Below are 20396 nucleotides of genomic sequence, written 5' to 3' on the forward strand. Positions count from 1 at the left end.
TCATTTAATTACGAATTAAGAATTACAACTGCATCGTTCTATTGACGTAAATTTCTACTTCTTTGCCAGCTGGTATAAACCAAACGTTCGTTCGTTGCATCATTTGTGAGATCGCTTGTTGGTTACGTTGAGCAATTTGGGGAACTACAGACTTTAAACCACCTTCTAAAATTCCCGCCGGGATATTGCGTCTATTGTTGGTGTTGGTGACGATGGTGCTACTACCTTCTATGGAAACTTGGGATTCAGTACGATTAAATAACTCGGCTCCTTTACCAATACCTCCCAAAACAAATAGCCCTACATCCATCCCCGCTATTGATGCTCCTTGATCAGGGTATTGACTTGCTACTAAAGGTTTACCTTGGGGAGCGCGAACCATAATTGCATTCTTGGGTAAATTCCTTTCTATTAGTTCGCCGTTCTCTTCGGATACCACTTTGACTACATTTAACTGTAGTAGTCCTTTTTCAGAAATAGAAATAATTTCAGCTAATAACTCAGTATTAGCTGGTAAAGCGATCGCACCATCCACTGATTTTAATGGGTTTGTCAAACGCAAAACAAATACATTACCGTCTTCATTACTTTCATTATTCCTTGACTTAGTAGTTTCCCCAAATAAAGCTGTTGCTAATACAGCTTTAGCACTACTTCCCACCTTGACAGATTTCGCACTTTGTGATTGGCTGACTAGAATATCTGGCTGTGGTAGCGTTGGTTCCGGGTTAGAGTTGCTTACCTGTTCTACATTAGTATTACTTTCTGGTACAGATAAAGCTGTATTCACTCTCGATTGACCAGTAGTGTTGACCTGACCGTAGCTACCTAACTTGGCTAACCTTGTCCATTCCTCCAGGGGATCGGGTGGAGATACTTGAGTGACTGGGGTTGCAACTGCAACTGGTGCGGGTGCGGGTGGAGGTGTAGGAGCTATAGCAATTGGTGGGACAGCAACTGGTGGAGAAGCTGGTATTTCAATAATCCGTTCCACTGTCACTACCCTGGGCGTAGAAGCAGTTTGCACAGGTCTTGGAGTGGCTTCTCTGACTGGTGGAGTTTCCACCCGCGCAGCTACCCTATTTCTGAGATTTTGTTGGGCTGCTGTCACTGTTTGGGCTTGTTCCGCAAGAGCTAATTTGGTTTTGAGAATCTCTACTTCTTGTGCTAAGTTTTGTTGCAAAGATTCACTTGTTGCTTGTAATGGTGGTGTGGAAGAAACAAAATTATTTCTTGGCCGTTGATTGCTGGTATTCATGATCTGCGATAAAAATGCCCCCGCAACTACCACTACAGCTAAGGTAGCACTACCTACCAAGGCTAATTTAGCAAAGGGATTAGATGAAAGAGATTGCTCTGTTTGTACTTCTTGTGGCTGCGACTGGAAAGGCTCCAAGCTGGCTGAATCTGCTTCTACTGCGTCAACGTTAATTTGTGGAGATTCTTCTTGAAAGCCAACCAATTTAGCCATTCTGGATTCCCAATCCGAAGCGTCTACTTCTGGTTCGTGCTGCTCAGGGATTGGTTTAATGAGATGTTTTGTCGAAAATTCTGGATGAATTGAATATGAAGTCATGATGTATTACTTTAATTTTAATTTCAAGAACAGTTTTTGTCTTTGATGTCACATATCTGATAAATTTCTAGTCTAGCTTCCCCAAGTCGGTAAGCTGCTAAATCCCAGGGTAATGGTTGGGCTGGAAGTGAAGTTGCTGGTTGCTCTATGGCTCGCACTAGGATTTGTTTATTGAACGCAGTTGAGGTTCCTAAATTATTAGAACCGCTAAAATTTAATTGATTAGCCAGCATTTCAATTTTCCATTTACCATCAGCTATTTTGGTTGGTTGAGAGATTTTTTTTACTACTAATACATATTCTGTTTGCCGATTAATATTGGCTAACTGTCCAGTGGGATTTAAGTTACTAATTTCTGCCTGAAACTTGGGTTTTAAATTACTAGCTAAGAGTTGCGAACTAATTTGCCAAACTGTGAGTGGCGGTTGTTGCTGTGACCAGGTAAGCATCAAGATCATGGTTTCACCTACAAAGCGGCGAATTGTCTCTGGATGTCTTTCATCAGTTTTTTGAGTATCTACGGTAATCGCTCGACCATCCACAAGTTGCACCAAGGTTTGGGGCGTTAACTGCTTTTTTAAAGCCTGGAGCATCGAACTGTGGAACAAAAGTAATAGTAAGCTAAATAGATGTAATCCAAATGTTCCTACAGCTAACAGTGGCAAGATGCTGGTTTTTTTGTTTTCTGGCTTGACTAATTGCATAAATACTTGAGTATATAAATTATAAGTTAATTTTGTCCAGAGAATAATTATCTCGTAAAACTCTCGGAATTTCCTTGATTTGCACAGGGGTTTGATTGATCTTCGCTGAGGTTACTGTAGTCATCGAGTAAACATAAATTGCGAATTTCATAAATTTCTAATTTGTCAGCCCGATTACTATAAATCGCTTTTTGGATGTCGGTAGTATTCTTAGGTAGCGGGTAGGGAAAATAATCTACTGCACGCACCAATAAATCTTTATTAAAGGGTGTTACTGTTTTTCTATCATCATTCTGTTTTTTTTGAATCAGGTCGGCTACCATCCCCACTCGCCACTTACCAGGGGCTATTTGTTCTGGGGGATAAATGCGTTGGATGACTAATTCTGCTGATATAATTTGATTAGGATTGTTAGAGAAAACTTCTGGTGGTGTCATTTGCGCGATCGCACTTAAAAAACCTTTCCGAAAATCTTCTGATATCGCAAAACTTGCTACCCAACTGCTGGTAGTCACTTTTTGGTTACCACCTTGCGGCGTTCTCACCGCGATTCCTGGATCTGGTTGGGGTTTTGCAACTTCTGCAATACTTTGTGGTGGTAGAGTTCCTGACCAGTTAAACATGGATGTCATGGTTTTACTGATAAATTGGCGAATGGCTTCGGGGTCTCTGGCTAAATCATCTACAGCAGCTATGGGTTGACCATCGATCATTTGCACAAAGTTAGGCGGTTTTCTCAGGCTGAGTTGGCGAATATTTAACCCTTGCAAGATGAATAGAAATAACACTGATAGATGCAAGCTTAAGGTGGCGATCGCAAAAATTGTTAAAATATTTGCGGTTGGTTTTTTTTTATGCAGTAAATTGGTCATTTTTTCATTATTTATAGAGAGTATTAGAAGATTTAATTGTCATGCTATATTCTATCTTTGACTAAGGCGTTTGTATTATTAATGGCGCTGAAAACGGCAAATCCTCCAGCACCAGCTACTGCTAAGGATAATAGTGGTGCTAAAATTCCGAGAAAAATTATGAACCACATTAAGTCAGGATTCGCATTGGGATTTTCTGCTGGACCGTTGATAATTACTGCGGCGGTTACAGCTGCAATTATATTAAATGAAATCTTGGCAATTCCCGCCGAGAATAAACCTGTTAGCCATGCATAAATAGGTTTTCCCGCTACAGGTAGCAAAGATGCGCCCACAGCCAATGGTCCTAAAGCTGCTATGAGTAGCATAGTGGCTTCTATTAAATTTTGAAAGGCATATTGCAAAGAAATTAAAAAGTTTTTAATACTCGTTTGTGCTGTATTCCCTAACAAGGAGTTAAAGGTAGTATCTGATAAATTTCCTGTACCGAATTTCAGCGAGATTACCTTATTTTCCAATCTTTCAATCCAAATTCTATTACCATATAAATCTCTATATTCTCGCCAGAGTTTATCTATTTGGTCGCTGGCTTTCGCAAAGCATTGGGTTTGTTGTTCACCAGTCAATGATTGACAAGGACGAAGTAAAGAACCAGCTATTTCTTCCGCCAAACTCATATTCAGTGCTTGCTGATAATTTTTTTCCGCATCTGCTGTAGTAACTACTTGCTGATTGACTGTATTGATAAAGTTTCTTACCCCCAATGTCAAATTAGAAAGTATGCTACCATCTCCACCATTACTTAATAATAAGACTACGATAAAAGGCCAAATTAAACCCGTTATCGGACGTGAATATTCACTGTAGATAACATCTTTGAGCCATTGCATCATAAAAAATAATAAAGTGCCTACAGCGAAAAATACACCCAGATTTGTGAGCGCTCCATATAAATTGTTACTGGTATTATTCTGTAATAAATCTAGCCATTGATTATCCCAACTTTCAGTCATGCTTCTTGCCGTTGCAGCACCACTATCGAAAGTTTCATTGATACCAATTTCAGGAAATATTTGTAAAATATAAAGCTGCATTTTTGTTCACAATATCCTAATTCTCTTCTCTACCAAACAAATCTATTTGAGCAGTAGTACGAATGAGTCTTGCAGTCTCTGTTGCGCTATCTACTCGACGCGAGCGATTCATTTCATCCATTTGCTGAGAAATACTTGCTAAATTTAAATTAGAGTATTGCAAAGATTGATTTGTTTGGATTGTTTGAGCTAGATTTGCACTGCTAATTCTTGCTTGTTCTTGTTGAATTTTAATAGCTTGTAACTGCAAATTGGCTTGATCACCTTCCAGTGCTTGTTTTAAAGGTTCTGTAGGATATAATGACGTGAGGGTGTTAGCAATTTGATTGAAAATATTATCAGATTGTTGAGAAAAATCTTCGATATTATCCAGAATAATTTCAGTATTCTGTAATTGTGATTTTAAGCGAATTTGTCCCTCTCTACCCATAAAACTCTCTATGGAACTACGGGTAATTAAACGATTAATTTCATTAGTTACCGCATTAGATTGGACAACGGGATTGTTTTCAAATTTATCTGTTGTTGGGTTAAAAAATAAATCTTGGCGCAAACTCTTTCCAGCCTCAACTGGATTCGGTATATTCAATTCTCCTGTAGAATTATTCAGTGCAGTTTGACTTCTAATTTCTAAAGGTCTTAAAGTTTCACTCAAGTTCTGTCTCAGATAATTTTGCATATCTACAGAGTAAAGTTGAAATTCTGTCCAAACTTTACCTAATTGTGCCATTGCTGGTAAGACTAATAAGCAGGAAAGGGTCAGGGTGAAGAATGTAGTTTTCTGCATATATTTTGAAGATATGAGGAACGTTCGCGTAGCGCATACCGCCAAGTACGCCAAGGAAGAAGGAAGGAAAGAAATTCAGTGCAGTTATTAAAATCCAAATTTAACTCTCTGCTCCTGGTGCGCCTGGTGCGTGAGATTCATTCCTCTTTCAACTCCCACGTAAAGAAGCTATTAGCTGACGTGCAAATACAGAAATTGCTTCATATTTATCCCTGTGTTGTAACATGGCTTTTTGGCGTGCAGTTTGTTCATTAGGATTATTAGCAACTACAGCTAATTGCTCGAATCCTGGATAGTAACGGCAAAAGGTATAAATCCCGTTATCATCTAATAACCATTGGCTGTAAATGCCTTCTTTGCGAGGAAAAAAGCTTTCTGTAGCATTACGAGAAATAATATCACGGGGATATTTTAAAATGCTCACAAAACTATCTACTGCTACTGGTTGAATACGCCCAATCAATCGTGTTGATAAGTTTTGTAAAATTTTCGATGCTGCTTTGGATTTGGCGATGGTATCGGGGTCTTGGGCTGATAAAATAACTCTGATACCAGCTTTGGCTCCATTGGCGCAAATTCTCCCCACTAAATCAGCAATTTGGTCAAATTCAAATAAAATTGGGGCTTCGTCAATAAAGAAAATAGAAGCTGGACTACTTAACGCCCGTCGCAAAGCTGCGGAATAAGCACTTAAAGACAGTACGGCCGCATCTTCGTTATCTGAGAGGTTCCGCAGTGCAAAAACTAAAAGTTGTGCATCGGTGGGAAAGCTAGATGGTGCAGAAATCGATTGTCCGACGCGACTCGAAAGCCAAAACCGTAACCGCAGTTGAATTTGACTGAGTGCGTCATCTACCCTACCACTCAGAGAGTCTAATTGCAGATGTTCTGGGGAACAGAAATAAAGGAAGTCTTTTAATGTGGGGGTTTTTTGCCAAGCTTGACTACCAAATCCGCCGGCGATCGCTTGTTTATATCGCTCTTGAATCCCTACATCTGCAAAGAAAGCGCTTAAAGCCAAGTTTATCAGGGAACGCACTGTTTGGGAGAGCAGTTGGTTTTCGGTGGATGAGCCTAAAACCATTGTCATTAAAGCTGATTCTAAGAATCCAGTATAATCCAATAGGCGATCGCGTTGTTCTTCTGGAGAAAGCGATCGCAAATCAGGCTGCTCAAACAAATTATTCGATTGTTTGGAAATATCAAAATACGCCCCATTCCCCTCCATAAACTCTGTATAGTCAGTAAACGTAGATGAACCATCTGGTTTGGGAAAGTCCAAGGCGACAACAGGAATTCCATGAGCCAAAGCCTGAGTTAAAATTCCCGATACCAAAACCGATTTACCAGCACGAGTTGTCGCAAATAGTGCTAAATTTTTATGTTGGTTAAACAAATCTAGATGTATAGGAGTTCCGCCTTCTTCAGCAATCAACTCAAAACCGTGGCTATCTCCAGCTTTCGTTAACACTAAAGGCATTAATCCCGGAACTTCACTGGTTAAATATAACTGACGACGGTTAAAAGGTTTTACCAACAAACCTTCCCAGACTATCGGTAAAGATTGCAGCCAAATTTTCCAAGTATACTCTATTTCTCTAATTACCTGAGCCGGTCGTTGAAAACAGTTTTCAATATATCTTGTAGCTGCATCTAATTTTTCCACACTGGGACGATGCACAAAAATAGCTATACTCGTATATATCGGCACTGCTCCTTCATATAATTGTTCTTGGGCTGCTACGGATTTCTTTAACTTTAATTGCGCGCTCACATCAATAGTTTTACTTTTCTCTTGCGCCATAAGTGCTGTCATATTTGACTGTTTCAGCACTCGTTGTAAAGTATTTTTGACTATAGCTGGATTAGCGGCAGTTAATTCACAAAAAATTTCTGTATCTACTACCGTTTCTCTGGCTAATAATTCCCATAAATAACGCATTTGAGCAAATTTATTCTGCCAACCACCAGGTTTTTCCAGAAACGTCAGCGCCCCAATATAGCGATTTTTCACATTCACCCAACGGCGGTCAGCACAAGGTACATTAGACTCCATCAGCAAAGTTGTACTGTGAATATTTTCAATCAGCAATTTGGTACTAGCTAAGTCTGAATTAACTTGCTCATGCAATCCATTTTCATCTAAATGAAGTAATTGGGGAATTTCTATTGGTTCTGTATCATTAAATTTTCTCCAAGCGTGTTCCCATAATTCATCAGCATTTAAAGGTTTGACATCTAACCCCATTTTGTTAGATAAAAGCTGTTCCCAACGGGAAAATCCTTGTTGGTAAGCTTTGATGATCAGAGTTTCCACCCGTTGGTTTTGAACTTCTGCCAATTCACCTTTAAATTTCAACCACCATAATTCACCTTTGGCTAAAAGTTTCTCAATCCAATCATCTGTCTGTGTAGTATTTGGTTCAATCGTATAAGTCACATAAATTCGCAGAAATTTAGGCTTACGAATACCTGAGTTAGTCAGTTCTTGAATTCTGGCTCTTTCGGCTGTTAATAAATATTTGATGTCTCGTGATGGTGTCCGCTTTACCAAATCGGCTAATTCTGCTTGTCGTTTTTTGTCTGAACTAAATGACCCCATGTGTAAGGTCATTTTTTCACCTTCAGGAATATCTTTTAAACCTGATTCGATATTATTAAAAATTGTCTCTATCTGTTCAGACCTTAAGGTAGTATGGATACCTCGACATTCAAACCCAAACACAAAGCAAAACCGATCTTTTTGGGTTTCTTTGTTTAAAATGTAAGCGCCGATATCACGACCATCAAGCGCAATGCGGAGCATTGTCGCTAAATGTAACGCATCCTCAAATGGTGTTAATCTACTTTCTTTTCCGGCGATGCTTAGGGTTTGTTTTCCGATTTTTTGCTTCATGGTTAATTTCTAACAAGCTTTGATAACGCGCAAAGCCTCTTGTCCAAGTGGGAACTCCAACGAATTTGCTTAAAAAGCGCCAACTCCTACCACCAGTTAAAATCCACCAAGTGGCGATTCCCCAACCTGAAATTAATGCTGTCCACAACCATTTTTGGAAATCATCTGCAAAAATTCCGCCAAAAACTCCATTGACAATAAAGTAAGAGGCTAAAACAATTACCAGCCAAGGAAAAATTTGGTCAGCAGGAATTGGTCCTAATGATGGTTGTGAGCCGAGAATTTGATTAACTGGACGAAATTTTTGATCTTGTTCTTCAGACATAACAAATATTGAACTTGAACTTTACTTCATCTGATCACCAAAGAGGAATTACCTACTGCTTGTATCACCAATTACAAACCCTGTCAAGACATCCGCAACAGTCACAGCGACAACCACTAACAACGGAACTCTCGCGATACTTTGCCAATCTTCATCTTTACGCACTGCATTAATCACACCAATTAGAGAAACTGCAATATAAAGTAAATAAATTGCCCTTAACACATTAAATATTAAACTGACTGCTGCTTGGCTATTGTTATTGTCTCCTGTTCCTTGAGTTAGAGTATTTCGGAAAAAATCTTCAGCTCTGCCAAAAAATTGTGCATATACAGGTGTGGCAAAATAGTCTAACCAAAATAAACAGAGAATGACAGATACTGCCAATATTTGTAATATTATAAGCCATCGCTTTGGCAAATGCACCTGTTGCCCAACTTGTTGCATGACTATTGCTATTAAACTACCCGCTAGCAAACAAAACAGCAGGATAGGACTTTTTAAACTAATGACGCTTAAAAACACAGCGCAAGCCAACAAAAATGGTACTGATTCAACTATGCTAAGATGCCATGATTTCCCACTCACTCTCAATTTGTCTGATGTTGTCGTTGAATCTTTGCCGAGTTTTCTCACACTATAATTTTGAGGCATTTACTAATTTCCCTGTTATCGATCACAAATATCAGTGATGTTCATTCTTAAAATTTTTACTCTAGTTTTAAAGCTGTCACCTGTCATCTGTATTTATCCAGAGATTTGATGTATTTATATTTTACATCTATAGTATATTTTCGCTTTGTTACTGTGTATTAAGGTTTAGGTAATTAATTCTTAACATTTAGTTAAATTACCACTGATTTTATTTTTGTAACGAATAATACATATTCGCCATACTTCATGAATAAATCTAGATTTTATCTGGATTTCCGAATTTTAGATAAGAGCATAAGTACGGATATGTAAGTGTATATTTGTTAATGCGTAGTTTTGGTGATCAAGGGGGACAAACCACTGCTCCCTTTTTGATTTGAGTCGAACTTCTTTTACAGGAAAAGAGAAACAGAGCCTTATACTTTGAGGATATTAAGCCCAAAATTCCCAAATTGTGTTTTTACCCCCTGGCTTTGTTTTTTCATCACCATCACTGATTGACAAATGATTTTTTCTCTAAACTTGTGAAGATGGATTTTACCGGGCTAAACGCATCTAATTATCTAATTAAAGGCAAAATCAGCGCATCATTTTTTAATTACAAGTAAAAATTATTCTGGTTATACCGCGCATTTGTTGTCAAAAAAATACAATCTGTATATCTGCTTAATCAGACAAAAATACAGGAATTATGTCTAAAGTTTCTTTGTGAAACACTTGATTTTTTCAAAGAAGTTATTAACAATAAAGATAACCTCTAACAAGTTGTAGTCCATCTTGTTAAGAACCTAACCTTATCCAAATTTCTAAGTCCGCACCTGCGGACTTTATTTATTTGTCCTCCAATTCTAGATTTTTAGATCAGGAATTATTTCGGAATATTTAATTCCAGAGGCTTAATTTGGGGAATTTAATCAACAGGAATAATTTAGCCAATTAATTACAGGAATTCGGCGCGAAATTGATTAACAACGCGATCAAGTCCTACGGAATGGGCGGCTTTGAATAAGATGCGATCGCCTGCTTGCACAAATGTCTTTAATCGAGCTACCAAATCAGCATGAGTCGTAAAACACTCCGATGGAATACCCTCGGCACTTTGAGCGATCGCTTGTGCATCTTTACCATCTACTAAAACCAGCAAACCGTCTAATTGCAACCTCTGCACCGTTTCACCCACTCTTTGGTGCAATTGCAGCGATCGCTCTCCCAATTCCTTCATCGCACCTAACACAGCTATTTTGCGTTTTCCCGGTGTATCTGCTAATAATTGCAAAGCTGCGGTCATAGCTTCTGGTGCAGCATTATAAGTCTCATCTAAGAGAATAATATCATGGGGCAGGGTAAACCGTTGCGATCGCCCCGTAGGCATATTCACTTTCACGCCATTTTGCAAGGTTGACCAGTCGATGCCCAAAACCTGCGCCACTGCTAAAGCGGCTAAAAAATTACTGGCATTGTGACGACCAGGTAAGGGCAAAGGTAGCCGCATTTCCCCAACTTTTATCGTCTGGTTATCGGTCAGCACTCCTTGAATATCACCACCAGATAAGCCATAAGTTACAACTTCCCCAGACCACACTTGCTGCGCTGTAGCCATTAACAGGGGATTGTCATGATTGAGAATAGCTACACTATCTTCAGGCATTTCGGCTAATAATTCACATTTAGCACGAGCGATCGCTTCTTCAGAACCCAGTAATTCAATATGTGCGGTTCCCACATTCGTAATTACCCCAATATTCGGACGGGCTATTTGCGTGAGTTCACGGATTTGTCCTTCACCCCGCATCGCCATTTCCACCACCGCATAGTCATGTTCTGTATCCAGTTCTAACAAGGTTTTGGGAACGCCAATTTCGTTATTAAAATTGCCAAAAGTCTTGTGAACTCGTCCCTCAGTTGCTAACACTGCGGCGATGAGTTCCTTCGTTGTGGTTTTCCCCACAGAACCTGTCACCCCAATGACTGGAATATTCAGGCGATCGCGCCACCATCTCCCCAGTTGCTGATATGCTTGTAAAGTGTCTCTTACTTGCAATACAGCTACATCTGCATTTTCATAATCAGAATCCACAATAGCCGCTATTGCACCTTGAGCGATCGCATGGGAAACAAAATCGTGTCCATCAAAATTTTCTCCTCTTAAAGCCAAAAACACTTCCCCAGGTTTGATCCTCCGGGTATCTGTTTGGATAGTGCTGCTGACTTGTGTTAAAGCAGCTTCAGATAAATTGATAGGTTGAGCGCACAGAACTTCTAACAATTGGGAGATGCTAACAGACCAAGGCATAATGATGAACTAATTTTTCAAGTTAAATGAGCCAAACCCAAAGTATACAAATTTTCTCGTGCTTAGTCCCATCATTTCTTTCAACTGAAGTAGAAATTTATTTGTATTTAATCAACATATTATGATATGATAGATAAGTTAGCAGGCAGGTAAGTAAATGTGCCACGCCAACCCTACACCCTACTAAACTAAACGGTTTAGTCTAGAAGCAAGTTTTATCCCAACCCCAAACCCAACCCAACTACAGACTTCACTATTGATCTCTGCTATATCCATCTGTTTGTATTTAACTGTGATTTAATCAACATATTATGATATGATAGATAAGTTAGCAGGCAGGTAAGTAAATGTGCCACGCCAACCCTACACCCTACTAAACTAAACGGTTTAGTCTAGAAGCAAGTTTTATCCCAACCCCAAACCCAACCCAACTACAGACTTCACTATTGATCTCTGCTATATCCATCTGTTTGTATTTAACTGTGATTTAATCAACATATTATGATATGATAGATAGGTTAGCAGGCAGGTAAGTAAATGTGCCACGCTAACCCTACACCCTACTAAACTAAACGGTTTAGTATAAAAATACCAAATATAGCAACCGCCAAGGTTGTGAGGACATGGCAAAAGCCTAAAACCCAGTCACAGCGAGTCTTTGACTTTTGACTTTTGACTTTTGCTATATCACCCCTCCTCGCTTGCACAGGAGGGGTGGGAAATGGGTTCTTTTATTTACTTTCCACAAAATCGGCATCAATCACATCTTCACCTGTGGGGCTTTCGCCTGTAGTTCTGCCATCACCTCCACCAGCTTGAGCATAAACAGCACTACCAACTTGCATCAAGGCTTGCTGTAACTCATTCGTCAGAGACTTCATGCGCTCAAAATTATCTTGATTAATCGCCTCCCGTAAATCTTGTACTAACCCTTCAACTCGGCTACGATCCTCAGAACTCACCTTATCACCCAAGTCTTGCAGTTGCTTCTGGGCTTGATAAGCCAAAGAATCTGCCATGTTCTTCGTATCAATTTGTTCACGGCGTTTGCGGTCTGACTCAGCGTGGGCTTCTGCATCCCGCACCATGTTTTCCACATCCCCCTTATCGAGAGTGGAAGCACCTGTAATCGAAATCGACTGCTGTTTACCTGTAGCCTTATCTTGAGCAGTCACGGAAAGAATACCGTTAGCATCGATATCAAATGTCACCTCAATTTGTGGTACACCTCTAGGTGCTGCCGGAATTCCATCTAGGCGGAAAGTTCCCAAACTCTTGTTATCTTTAGCGAATTCTCTCTCACCTTGGAGAGCATGAACTTCGACATTTGTTTGACCATCAGCCGCAGTCGAGAAAATTTCCGACTTTTTCACCGGGATAGTAGTATTACGGCTAATAATCTTCGTCATCACACCACCGAGAGTTTCCACACCCAAAGACAAGGGAGTGACATCTAACAGCAGGATATCTTTCACCTCACCTGATAACACACCCGCTTGAATAGCAGCACCAATCGCCACAACTTCATCAGGGTTCACACCTTGACAAGGATCTTTACCAATAATTCGCCGCACTAATTCTTGCACAGCCGGAATCCGAGTTGAACCACCCACTAATACAACTTCATCAATTTCCGCATTACTCAGTTTGGCATCTTGCAGAGCTTGCTGCACAGGTTTTCGACAACGGTCTAAAAGATCCGCCGTCATTTCCTCAAACTTAGCCCTTGTCAAAGTTGTATCTAGGTGTTTTGGTCCCGCTTGAGTCGCGGTAATAAAGGGGAGGTTAATATTGGTTTGAGTCGCACTGGAAAGTTCAATTTTGGCTTTTTCTGCGGCTTCAGTTAGTCTTTGTAAAGCTTGCTTATCTTTACGGAGGTCAACACCTTCATTACGTTGAAATTCAGTCGCCATCCAATCTACAATCTTTTTATCAAAGTCGTCACCACCTAAATGGGTGTCCCCACTGGTAGATTTTACTTCAAATACACCGTCTCCTACTTCCAAAATGGAAACGTCAAAAGTCCCACCACCCAAGTCAAAGACTAAGATAGTTTCGTTGGTCTTTTTATCTAAACCATAAGCCAGTGCTGCTGCTGTCGGTTCGTTGATAATCCGGAGAACTTCCAAACCGGCAATTTTACCCGCGTCTTTGGTAGCTTGGCGTTGGGAGTCATTGAAGTAAGCTGGAACCGTAATTACAGCTTGGGTAACTTTTTCTCCCAGATATTTACTGCTATCATCAACCAACTTCCGCAGAACTTGGGCGGAAATTTCTTCCGGTGCAAATTGTTTACCTGCTGCGGGACAGTCCAGTTTAACATTACCGTCGCGATCGCGCACAACTTTGTATGTCACCTCTGTCGCTTCATGGGTAATTTCTTCATGTTTACGCCCAATAAAGCGTTTCACAGAATAAAAGGTATTTTCCGGGTTCATCACCGCTTGTCGTCTGGCTATTTGACCCACCAAGCGTTCACCAGACTTAGTATGAGCCACCACCGACGGAGTGACGCGTTGTCCTTCAGCGTTAGCAATGACTAAAGGTTGTCCACCTTCCATGACAGCAGCACAAGAGTTTGTCGTTCCTAAATCAATTCCAATTACTTTCGGCATATAATCTTCCTCTCTAGCTTCGTTTCAGCAATTGTGGCGTTGAGGATAAGACACTGGGTATCGAAAATGGGGTATTATCTAGTGGATTTAGTCTTAGGAGGTTTAATCTCAAGCGTGCTAGCTTGCAGACAACCAGTATTTTTCCTCAATCAATCTATTAAGCTTCCTACTTCAAACATTAGACCAACTGATAATTGAGTGGGTTCGGTTTTATAGCAAGGTGCGATCGCAATAACCGTACTTTATTCTGAGATACACAATTCGTTACAAAATCCAGATATCAATCATAAAAGTAGCCATAAATAGCTTATAATACCTGAGACATATCATTTAAATAAAAAATTAAAAATTAATTTGATGGCTAAAAAATATATTCCTAACGCTTTTATAAAAGTCGAAGATTCTCAGTTATATGCAATCTTTGCTTGGAGTCAGCGCACCGCCGAAATCATTCCGGCTAAATCATGGTTAACGCTCCTCGAAATATTTGTCCATGAACATTCACTAGAAAGTGCATACCAAATCTTTCAAAAAATTCAATTCGCTTCACTTGCAGATAAATTCATTGAGGAACTAGATAAATATCAACCTTTATCTCAAGATGCCATAGTATTTTTAGCAGACGGTAGCCTGACAATTTTTGGTAAAGGCTTTCGTAGCTTTATTGAAAAAGATATGCAATTTGAACTGGGGGAATTAAGTCAAGCAACTTACCAAGTTCTACCGCAATTGTTTTCTCAGTATCAATTAAAAGATGATTTAGACTCTATTCAAAGTTTAGAAGACTTCCGCAAATTAGTAGAAAAACTAGAAACCATAGGTTTATTATCACCTGCAACAGGTTCTATAGATTGGGGTGACTTGAAAAAAGCAGTTCCCATTTGTCAAGCATTTGGATTAACCAGAGGAAAACCAGTTGATAGATACTATCTGGGCAAATTTATTGCAGAGATTAAATCTCAGATTGTCGGTAATATCCTCGAAATAGGAGGAACACCAAAAGACAAAGATTTTTATCAAATTAATCCAGGGACATCATATAAAATTCTCAACATAGAAGCCGGCGCTGGTGTAGATATAGTTGGGGATGTGCATGATGTATCAATCATCAAACCAGAATCTTTTGATTCCGTGATTATTTTTAATGTCTTAGAACATTGTTATGCACCCTGGATAGCAGTTGAAAATATTCTCACTTGGTTAAAACCAGGAGGAAAATGTTTTGCAATGGTTCCCAGTGCCATTAGACTTCATGCTACTCCCGCCGATTATTGGCGACCTTTACCAGATGCTTTTACATACATATTTAGGGAATATAGTCAACAGCAATTATATGTATATGGTAATCCCACAAGTGCGATCGCTAGTTATCATGGAATCGCCGTAGAAGAACTGACAACAGCAGAACTAGATGCTTTTCATCCAGATTATCCCGTTGCTACTTGTATCATGGCTGAAAAATAAAACTAAGGGACTTCCAAATAAAAAACATGACAAATTTGATTGTGGGATGGGTGTCCCCACCCGTCCTTTAATCAGGGCGGGCAAGATGCCCACCCCACAATATACATAATTTATTTCTCGGAAGTCGCTAAATCCTAGCTAATCTACTTTTAAATATCAAAACAAATGAGCAGCATCACCTTTGACATCAATCCAGAAATAACAGTTATCTTATGCACCTATAACCGGGTAAATCACCTAAAAAACTGTATCGATAGCGTGATTAATCAAACCTTTAAAGATTGGGAACTTGTTGTAGTAGACGATGGGAGTCAAGACAACACCTTTGAACTTGTTGATTCCTATCTGCAAAAAATCCCCAATATTCGTTATTTGAAACATCAAAATCGCAAATTAGGATATGCTAAAAATGCGGGAATTCAGGCATCTTTTGGGAACTACATTACATTTATAGACAGTGATGATGCTTACAAACCCAATCATCTAGATTCACGTCTAGAATATATGAAAGCTAATCCAAAAATTGATTTAATTGAAGGAGGATTTGACTCGGAAGAAGAGATTTTTGTAGCAGATTATTTTCAACCAGAAAAAACAATTAACTTACGAGAATGTGTTTTAGGTCCCACATTTTTTGGTAAACGGCACATATTTTTTCAATTAAAGGGATTTCATAATATACCTTATGGAGAAGATACAGACTTTTGGGAACGGGCGGAAAAAATTTGCCAAACTCAAAAAGTCAGGGAACCAGAAACTTATATCTACACCAGAGCCGAAACGAGTATTACTAAGAGCGTGTTAGAAAAAATTTCCTCATCTAGCTAACCAGTAGACATGAAAATTCCGCCTTTACTACACCAAATCAGCAATTCTTTTCGTCAGTTCATTCCTTCTGCTCTTAGGCGATTATTTCTAGCAATAGTTCTAAGTTCATGTCTAATCATCTTATCAGGCTGTCAAGCTTCAGCACCGAAAGATGATGGTGTAATTCGTTTAACATTATGGCAAGGAATTAATCCCCCAGCTAATCGAGATGTGTTTCAAAAATTAGTAGATAAATTTAATCAAACTCATACTGATATCCAAGTAGAATCTATTTTTGCTGGTGGACTAGACCAACAATTGCCGAAAATTCTCGCCGCAGTTGTGGGAAATGTACCTCCAGATATTTTGAGTTTCTACCCGCAATTGACAGGTCAGTTTCGTGAACTAGATGCAATTAGACCTTTAGAAGATTGGCTGGACAAATTACCCCTGAAATCGGAAGTTAGCCCCAACTTATTGGCAGCATTAACATTAGACGATCATCTTTGGTCAGTTCCACTTTACACCAGCAACATCGGCATTTTTTACCGCCCTCAGCTTTTCCAAGCGGCGGGAATTACCGAAACGCCGAAAACTTGGTCAGAATTACGAGAAGTTGCCAAAAAATTGACCATAGACAAAAATGGCGATGGTAAACCAGAACAACATGGAATGTTATTACCTTTAGGTAAAGGCGAATGGACTGTATTTAGTTGGTTCCCCTTTTTATGGAGTGCTGGCGGGGAGATAATTACTGATAATCGACCAAATTTAAACACCGAAGCAGCAGTGACGGCTTTGCAATTTTGGCAAGATTTAATCAAAGATGGTTCAGTGAAATTGTCTCCACCTGAGCGAGGTTATGAAGAGGATGATTTTATCGCCGGTCGCGTTGCTATGCAAATTACAGGCCCTTGGACTTATATCATGAAGTCTAATGTTGATTATCAGGTATTTCCCATGCCTGCAAGTGTGGAACAAGCTACGGTCATTGGCGATGGTAATTTCTATGTGATGAAGACTAACCCTGCCAGAGAAAAAGCTGCGCTCAAGTTTTTAGAGTTTGTTTTGAGTGAAGAGTTCCAAACAGAATGGAGTATCGGGACGGGTTTTTTGCCGGTGAATATCAAATCTGCCCAAAGTGCAGCTTATCAGAAATTCATGAACCAAAAACCTGTGTTAAAAGTTTTTCTGGATCAAATGCCTGTGGCTCGTGGTAGACCAATTATTGCTGGTTATAATAGTTTATCTGATAGTCTGGGGCGAGCTATTGAGGCGACGTTGCTGGGTGAGTCTCCCGAAAAGGCTCTGAAAACAGCCCAAGACCGTTTGGAACTGATTTGGCATCAGAATTGATAAAGCCCAGGCGATTAGAATATTGCTAACGCAACGCCAAGGGCGAACGCGGCTATACAAACTAAGTTCGCCTGCGCGGACTAAGAAGCAAATCAAGGTATTTAACCCGCGCAGGCGGGTTTTGCCTGTATAGCCGCGACTTCAGTCGCCTGGTGCAAAATATAGCTGTTTTTTCTTTAACTGAAACTACTACAATTACTATTGATGCTAGATAATGGGAAAGCTTTGACATTTATTAGCCCATCTAGCCCGACAGATAAGACTAACACCTATGCGAACTCACTATTGCAGCGAACTCCGAAAAAAAGATATTGGAGAAACTGTTACCTTGTACGGTTGGGTAGACCGTCCCCGCGATCATGGGGGCGTGATATTCTTAGATTTACGCGATCGCTCTGGCATTGTCCAAGTTGTTAGTGATCCGCAACGCACCCCAGATTCATACGATCTAGCAAATACCCTGCGGAATGAATACGTTGTGGAAATTACTGGGACAGTAACGCAACGTCCCGAAGAATCTTTGAATCTCCGCCTCCCCACAGGGGAAGTAGAAATCTACGCCGATAAAATTACACTCCTCAATGGCGTTAGTAAGCAATTACCGTTTCAAGTTTCCAGAGCTTACAGTGAATCTGTCCGGGAAGACTTGCGGTTAAAGTATCGTTATTTGGACTTGCGACGAGAACGCATGGCGCAAAATATGCAATTGCGTCATCAAGTCGTTAAAGCTATGCGTCGGTTCTTAGAAGATTTGGAAGGTTTCATTGAAATCGAAACCCCCATCCTCACCCGTTCCACCCCAGAAGGTGCGAGGGATTACATTTTACCCAGTCGTTCCAATCCTGGCGAGTGGTTTGCTTTACCGCAATCACCCCAGCTATTTAAACAGATACTGATGGTATCGGGCATGGATCGATATTATCAGATTGCCCGTTGCTTCCGTGATGAAGATTTACGCGCCGACAGACAACCAGAATTTACTCAGTTGGACATGGAAATGAGTTTCATGTCTCAAGAAGAAATTTTGGCACTGAATGAGAAGTTAGTGGCTCATATCTTTAAAACAGTTAAAGGTATTGAGTTAAACTTACCATTCCCCCGCCTGACCTACGCCGATGCCATGTCACGCTATGGTAGCGATAAACCAGATACCCGTTATGGTTTGGAATTAGTCAATGTTTCCGATGTTTTAAAAGACTCTGGTTTTAAAGTTTTCCGGGATGCGATCGCTCATGGTGGTATCGTGAAAATTCTACCAATTCCCCTCGGTAACGATGCCATTTCTAATGTCCGCATTAAACCAGGTGGTGACTTATTCAAGGAAGCCAGCGAAGCCGGTGCAAAAGGTTTAGCTTTCATCCGCGTCAGAGAAAATGGTGAAATTGACACCATTGGCGCGATTAAAGACAACCTCAGCGCCGAGCAAAAACAGGAAATCTTACAACGTACAGACGCAAAACCCGGACATTTGCTATTATTTGGGGCTGGTGACACTGCCACAGTTAATAAAACTTTAGACAGATTGCGGCAAGTTGTGGCTAGGGAATTTAAATTAATTAATCCCGAAAAAATCAACTTACTCTGGATTACAGATTTCCCCATGTTTGAGTGGAATGCTGACGAAAAACGCCTAGAAGCACTGCACCACCCCTTTACTGCACCCCATCCTGAAGATGTCAGTGATTTAAAAACCGCCCGCGCCCAAGCATACGATTTAGTATTAAACGGTTTAGAAATTGGTGGTGGAAGTCTGCGGATTTATCAAAGCGATATTCAACAGCAGGTGTTTGAAGCAATTGGTTTGTCGCCTGAAGAAGCACAAAATAAATTTGGCTTTCTCTTAGATGCCTTTGAATATGGTACACCGCCACATGGTGGCATTGCCTACGGTTTAGACCGTTTGGTAATGTTGCTAGCTGGGGAAGAATCAATTCGAGATGTGATTGCTTTTCCCAAAACACAACAAGCCCGTTGTTTGCTCACTGATGCACCTTCAGGGGTAGATGTCAAGCAATTGAAAGACTTACACGTTGCTTCGACTTACAAGCCAAAATCTTAAGTTAAGATAAATCATCATAGTTTGTAGTTGCGCTTTAGCGCTTTAGCGCAACTACGAGCCAATAGCTGAACTCTTGAACTCTTGTATTTATCGAGCCGCTTGGGTAACTTCCGGACGCACAATATAGTTATGAGCTTCTACATTACTAGGCAGAGGTTCAATTCTATCCTGAGCAACCAAAGTTTGGTGGATAAAAGCCGCCGCAGTTGCACGTCTGAGAGGTTGGTTAGGTTCTAGCGCTCTAGGATTCGGATAATTGACCACCAGATTTTTTTGTGTCGCTATGCCTACATCATTAATAGCATACTGAGGAATTTGTTGGGCATCGACATAATAATCTTTTGCCAGTGCGGCTACAGGGGTAGTTGGCTGAGGTGCTGCTGCTACTAAAGGCTGCATTAAAGAAGTCATCGCCAGTGGTAAATATACAGGCCTTCTCACAACTCGCCGAGTTTCTGGTGCTAAATTTAAACCTCTAGTTAAGGTAACTAACGCATCTACTCTAGAAACTGGCTGATTTGGGCGAAAGAAACCACCAGGATAACCGCTCATAAATCCTTGTTGATAGGCTGACTCAATGGCTAGAGATGCCCAATGTCCTTGAGGAACATCTTGAAAGGCACTGGCATCTTCGATTTGTCGCACTGGTTCTTGCTCAAAAGCTTGCCGAATCATTGCAGCGAATTCATCACGCTGTACAGCCTGTTCGGGTCGAAATGTGCCATCTGGATATCCCACAATAATATTTCTTTCGGCTAAACGCTCAATAAATGGTTTAGCCCAATAATCACGGGGGACATCAGGAAAAGTATTCTGTGCTGAAGCTGAGGAAGTTAAACTTGCTGCTAACCCTAAAGTTAGCAAAGATGCAGATAAATGAGATAAGCTAGACAT

The 20396-nt window shown here is 40.3% G+C and carries 15 protein-coding genes; 4 read left to right on the plus strand and 11 right to left on the minus strand.

Annotation, left to right across the window (positions count from 1 at the left end; all coding sequences use genetic code 11):
* Positions 1 to 22 precede the first annotated feature (22 nt).
* From NSP_RS02475 to dnaK, 10 genes are all read right to left on the minus strand, one after another.
* Positions 23 to 1576: a TrbI/VirB10 family protein gene (locus NSP_RS02475; protein ID WP_006197376.1), complete on the minus strand. Its 1554-nt coding sequence runs from the start codon at positions 1574 to 1576 to the stop codon at positions 23 to 25.
* Between the two features lie 23 nt (positions 1577 to 1599).
* Positions 1600 to 2280, minus strand: a complete 681-nt coding sequence (locus NSP_RS02480) for a hypothetical protein (protein ID WP_006197375.1) — start codon at positions 2278 to 2280, stop codon at positions 1600 to 1602.
* Between the two features lie 47 nt (positions 2281 to 2327).
* Positions 2328 to 3152, minus strand: coding sequence for a hypothetical protein (locus tag NSP_RS02485; protein ID WP_006197374.1), 825 nt, complete (start codon positions 3150 to 3152; stop codon positions 2328 to 2330).
* Between the two features lie 44 nt (positions 3153 to 3196).
* A complete protein-coding gene (locus tag NSP_RS02490) occupies positions 3197 to 4246 on the minus strand; it encodes a hypothetical protein (RefSeq protein ID WP_006197373.1) in 1050 nt (349 codons plus the stop codon).
* A gap of 16 nt (positions 4247 to 4262) precedes the next feature.
* Positions 4263 to 5033 (minus strand): hypothetical protein, encoded by a 771-nt coding sequence (locus tag NSP_RS02495; RefSeq protein ID WP_006197372.1) that lies wholly within the window; start codon positions 5031 to 5033, stop codon positions 4263 to 4265.
* Positions 5034 to 5181: 148 nt separating this feature from the next.
* Positions 5182 to 7929 carry a hypothetical protein gene (locus NSP_RS02500; protein WP_042202469.1) on the minus strand — a complete coding sequence of 916 codons (2748 nt, stop codon included), beginning with the start codon at positions 7927 to 7929 and terminating at the stop codon, positions 5182 to 5184.
* On the minus strand, positions 7877 to 8254 hold the full coding sequence (locus NSP_RS02505; protein ID WP_006197370.1) for a hypothetical protein: 378 nt from the start codon (positions 8252 to 8254) through the stop codon (positions 7877 to 7879). The genes NSP_RS02500 and NSP_RS02505 overlap by 53 nt, the downstream gene beginning before the upstream one ends.
* Positions 8255 to 8302: 48 nt before the next feature.
* Positions 8303 to 8908 (minus strand): hypothetical protein, encoded by a 606-nt coding sequence (locus NSP_RS02510; protein WP_006197369.1) that lies wholly within the window; start codon positions 8906 to 8908, stop codon positions 8303 to 8305.
* Positions 8909 to 9848: 940 nt separating this feature from the next.
* The gene (locus NSP_RS02515) at positions 9849 to 11201 is read right to left on the minus strand and encodes a UDP-N-acetylmuramoyl-tripeptide--D-alanyl-D-alanine ligase (RefSeq protein WP_006197367.1); all 1353 of its coding nucleotides are present in this window, start codon (positions 11199 to 11201) and stop codon (positions 9849 to 9851) included.
* Between the two features lie 731 nt (positions 11202 to 11932).
* Positions 11933 to 13816 carry a molecular chaperone DnaK gene (gene dnaK / locus NSP_RS02520; RefSeq protein ID WP_006197366.1) on the minus strand — a complete coding sequence of 628 codons (1884 nt, stop codon included), beginning with the start codon at positions 13814 to 13816 and terminating at the stop codon, positions 11933 to 11935.
* Between the two features lie 357 nt (positions 13817 to 14173).
* On the opposite strand from dnaK, the gene NSP_RS02525 reads away from it, so the two are divergent.
* From NSP_RS02525 to aspS, 4 genes are all read left to right on the plus strand, one after another.
* The gene (locus tag NSP_RS02525) at positions 14174 to 15280 is read left to right on the plus strand and encodes a methyltransferase domain-containing protein (protein ID WP_006197365.1); all 1107 of its coding nucleotides are present in this window, start codon (positions 14174 to 14176) and stop codon (positions 15278 to 15280) included.
* A 165-nt stretch (positions 15281 to 15445) separates the two neighbouring features.
* A complete protein-coding gene (locus NSP_RS02530) occupies positions 15446 to 16108 on the plus strand; it encodes a glycosyltransferase family 2 protein (protein WP_017803770.1) in 663 nt (220 codons plus the stop codon).
* A 9-nt stretch (positions 16109 to 16117) separates the two neighbouring features.
* Positions 16118 to 17443 carry an ABC transporter substrate-binding protein gene (locus NSP_RS02535; RefSeq protein WP_006197363.1) on the plus strand — a complete coding sequence of 442 codons (1326 nt, stop codon included), beginning with the start codon at positions 16118 to 16120 and terminating at the stop codon, positions 17441 to 17443.
* Positions 17444 to 17714: 271 nt separating this feature from the next.
* On the plus strand, positions 17715 to 19502 hold the full coding sequence (gene aspS / locus NSP_RS02540; RefSeq protein WP_006197362.1) for an aspartate--tRNA ligase: 1788 nt from the start codon (positions 17715 to 17717) through the stop codon (positions 19500 to 19502).
* An 87-nt stretch (positions 19503 to 19589) separates the two neighbouring features.
* Here aspS and NSP_RS02545 read toward each other — a convergent pair whose 3' ends face one another.
* The gene (locus NSP_RS02545; RefSeq protein WP_006197361.1) at positions 19590 to 20396 is read right to left on the minus strand and encodes an S-layer homology domain-containing protein; all 807 of its coding nucleotides are present in this window, start codon (positions 20394 to 20396) and stop codon (positions 19590 to 19592) included.

Source organism: Nodularia spumigena CCY9414 (genome assembly GCF_000340565.2).
GTDB lineage: Bacteria > Cyanobacteriota > Cyanobacteriia > Cyanobacteriales > Nostocaceae > Nodularia > Nodularia spumigena.